The following is a 3,544-nucleotide window of genomic DNA, read 5'->3' as shown; positions in this document are numbered from 1 at the left end:
GCGCTCCGCCGCCCGCCCCGCTGCCCGCGCGCGTGCGCCGCACGCTGCTCGTCGTCGTCGTCGCGGTCCTGCTCGCCGCGGCCGGCGGCATCGCCGCGACCTGGCCGCGCGAGGTGCCCAGCGCCGACACCGGCTACGTCGGCGCGCAGCCGGTGCGCGGCGAGGTGACGGCCACGACGATGCGCACCTGCCGCGGCGAGATCGCCGAGGAGCGGCTGCCCGACGGCACGCTGCCGCAGACCGTCGAGTGCCCGGACGTCACCGTCGCCCTCGACGGCGGCGGCTCGGCGACCGTGCCGGTGCCCGCGGCCGTCGTGCACGGCGGCCTGGGGCGCGGGGACCGGGTGGTCCTCACCCGCTACCCCGGCGAGGACGGCGGCGCGAGCACGTACGCGTGGGAGGACGTCGACCGGCGGGTGCCGCTGGCGGTCGCCGTCGCCGTCTTCGTGCTGCTCACCGTCGCGGTGGGGCGCCGGCGCGGCCTGGCCGCCCTCGTCGGCCTCGGGCTCGGCGGCCTCGCCATCGCCTACCACGTGCTGCCGGCGCTGCTGGCGCAGGAGGACGCCGTCGTCGTCGGCCTCAGCTCGGCGACGGCCGTCATGGGGGTCGTGCTCTACCTGACGCACGGGGTCTCCGCGCGCACCACCGTCGCGTTCCTGGGGACGGTGGCGGGGCTGCTGGTGACGGCCGCCGTCGCCGTGCTCGCCGTGGACGCCGCGCACCTGCAGGGCCTGGACGACGAGAACTCCTACACCGTCACCGTCCTCACCGGGGCGATCGACCTGCGCGGGGTCGTCCTCGCCGGGACGCTCGTGGCCGCGCTCGGGCTGCTCAACGACGTGACGATCACCCAGGCCGCGGCCGTGTGGGAGCTGCGCGCCGCGGACCCCTCCGCCGGTTTCCGCACGCTGTTCGCGGCCGGCATGCGCGTGGGGCGCGACCACCTGGCCTCGACCGTCTACACCGTGGCCTTCGCCTACGCCGGCGCCGCGCTGCCGACGCTGCTGCTGGTCGAGCTGTACTCCCAGCCGCTGGGGCAGGTGGTGACCGGCTCGGCGATCGCCACCGAGGTCGTGCGCACCGCCGTCGGCGGCGCGGCGCTCGCGCTCACCGTCCCGGCGACGACCGCGCTGGCGGCCGCGCTGGTCACCCGGCGGTCCGGAACCGGAACTCCGTGACGCTGCGGAACTCCTCGCCCGGGCGCAGCACCGTGCTCGGGAACTCCGGGTGGTTGGGGGCGTCGGGCAGGCCCTGCGCCTCCAGCGCCAGGCCGGCGCGCGGCCCGTAGGCGACGCCGCTCTTGCCGACGAGGGTGCCGGCCAGCGAGCCGCCGGTGAAGAGCTGCAGGCCCGGCTGGTCGGTCCACACCTCCAGCACGCGGCCGGAGACGGGTTCCTCCACCCGGGCGGCCAGGCTCTGCGAGCGCGTGCCGCCCGGCTCGTCGGAGAGCACGTAGCAGTGGTCGAACCCCTTGCCGCGCAGCAGCTGCTCGTCGTCGGCCTCGACGCGCGAGCCGACGGCCACCGGCTCGCGCAGGTCGAAGGGGGTGCCCTGCACAGGACGCAGCTCCCCGGTCGGCAGGCCCGTGCCGTCGACGGGCAGGAACCGGTCCGCGAGCACCTGCACCAGGTGCCCGTCGACGGTGCCGGAGCCGTCGCCGGCGAGGTTGAAGTAGGAGTGGTTGGTGAGGTTCAGCACCGTCGCCGCGTCGGTCGTGGCGAGCGACTCGACGGTCAGCGCACCCTCGTGCAGGACGTAGGTGACGTGCACCGACAGCGCCCCGGGGAACCCGTTGTCGCCGTCGGGGCTCAGCAGCGAGAACCGGACGCCGCACCGGCCCTCGACCGGGTGCGCGCTCCACAGCAGCTCCGAGAACGGGCGCAGGCCGCCGTGCATGGCGTTGCCGCGGTCGGTGACGGGAATCGCGTACGCCTGCCCGTCGAGGCTGAAGCGGCCTCCGCCGATGCGGTTGGCGAACCGGCCGACGCTCGCGCCGAACGAGCGCCCCCCGGCCGCGTACGGGGCCAGGTCCGCGAAGCCGAGGACGACGTCGGCGCGCTCGCCGTCGCGGCCGGGCACCAGCGCCGACTGCACGCGCGCGCCGTGCTCGACGAGCCCGACGCGCACCGCGCCGTCGTCCAGCGTCCAGCGCCCCACGGGGGTGCCGTCCTCCAGACGACCCCAGTCCTGCTCCACCGACACGCCGTGATCGAGGTCCACGGGCACGACGCTACCGGCGCCCCGCGGACGCGGCCCGCTGTCGCAACCCCGCCAGCGCCGAGCCCACCGCGGCCGCGAGACCGGCGGCCACGAGCACCCCGGCCGCGTACCACTTCCAGTCCCAGCTGCGCCCGAGCAGCTCCTGCGCACCGACGGCCACGGCGAGCGCCAGCAGGACCAGGCCGCCGACGACGACGGCGAGGTCGGGGCCGTGCACCCGCACCGGCTCCACCCCGGGCCCCCCGCTCTGCCCGCGCTGCCCGGTGCCGTCGGGTCCCCCGGCTGCGCCGCCCCACCGCTGCGCCCGCTGCTCCAGGCGCTCGGCCACGCGCTGCTCCACCTCCAGCTCCACCTGCCGGCGCACGCGCTCCTCGTCCCAGCGCCCGTCCCGCTGCTCGTCCCGCTGCTCGTCCCGCTGCTCGTTCACGACGCCTCCAGGAGCGTTCCACCGGCGGCGCCGACGCGGACCTCACCGGTCCAGGCGACCGCTCGCAGTTCGGGGGTCCCCGCGGGGACCGTCCAGTCCTCGGGGTCCCCGCCGCGGACCCGCACGTCCTCGGCGAGCGCGGCGGCGTCCGGGCCGACCGCGAAGACGCGGGTGCGGTTCACGCCGCCGTCGATGCGCGAACCCGGCACGTCGCCGTCGCGCACCCCGCCGGCGGTGACCCGCCCGCGCACGCCGCGCTCGTCGTCGGCGTCGAGCTCGACGACCTGCGCGGAACCCTCCCAGCGCACCGAGCCGGCGAGGACCTGCACGTCGAGCAGGACCGTGGCGCCCTCGGGGACGAGGACGTCCAGGCGCCCGGCGGCGATGGTGGCCGTCGCGGGCTCGCCCGCACCGAGGTCGGCGGGGTCGACGCGCAGCCAGCCGACGACGGAGCTGGCGCCGCCACCGGCCGCGGGCTGCCAGGTGCGGTCCAGCTGCCACGTCCACCCGCTCGCCGGCGGCACGACCGAGGCGGCCAGGGCGAGCACCGCCAGCGGCCAGGCCAGGCCGACGAGGGCGGTGCGCCGGCCGCGCACCCCGGCCAGCACCGCGCCGAGGGCCATGACGGCCACGGCGGCGGCGAGCGCCAGCGGCAGCACGTCCAGCTCGGCGGTGGTCAGCAGGCCCACCACCACGACGGCCCCGGCGGCCAGCAGCGCCAGGCCCAGCACGGCGCTCGTCAGCAGCGGGGAGCCCGGGCGGCGGCGCGCCCTGGCGCGCTCGGCGGCCAGCCGCGCCTGCTCGCGGGCCGCGGCGCGGCGCTCGACCGGTGAGCCGAAGCCCGCAGCGGCGACCGGTGCGGCGGTGGGGACGGCGGTGGGGACGAGGGTCGTGGGC

General features: G+C 77.9%; 4 protein-coding genes. 1 reads left to right on the top strand and 3 read right to left on the bottom strand.

Annotation, left to right across the window (positions count from 1 at the left end):
- The coding region (locus GTQ99_RS21085; RefSeq protein WP_166617659.1) for a YibE/F family protein at positions 1 to 1,178 on the top strand (1,178 nt) is incomplete at its 5' end.
- Here the strand turns inward: GTQ99_RS21085 and GTQ99_RS21080 are convergent.
- The 3 genes from GTQ99_RS21080 to GTQ99_RS21070 form a co-directional block, all read right to left on the bottom strand.
- A complete protein-coding gene (locus GTQ99_RS21080) occupies positions 1,147 to 2,220 on the bottom strand; it encodes an aldose epimerase family protein (RefSeq protein ID WP_205707949.1) in 1,074 nt (357 codons plus the stop codon). The genes GTQ99_RS21085 and GTQ99_RS21080 overlap by 32 nt on opposite strands.
- 10 nt (positions 2,221 to 2,230) lie before the next feature.
- Positions 2,231 to 2,647, bottom strand: a complete 417-nt coding sequence (locus GTQ99_RS21075) for a hypothetical protein (RefSeq protein ID WP_166617658.1) — start codon at positions 2,645 to 2,647, stop codon at positions 2,231 to 2,233.
- A partial coding sequence (locus tag GTQ99_RS21070) for a hypothetical protein (RefSeq protein ID WP_166617657.1) occupies positions 2,644 to 3,544 on the bottom strand: 901 nt, incomplete at its 5' end. The genes GTQ99_RS21070 and GTQ99_RS21075, both read right to left, overlap by 4 nt.

It is taken from the genome of Kineococcus vitellinus (assembly GCF_009906315.1).
Lineage (GTDB): Bacteria > Actinomycetota > Actinomycetes > Actinomycetales > Kineococcaceae > Kineococcus > Kineococcus vitellinus.
The sequence above is the reverse complement of the archived record's forward strand: the minus strand, read 5'-3'. Positions and strand labels throughout refer to the sequence as shown.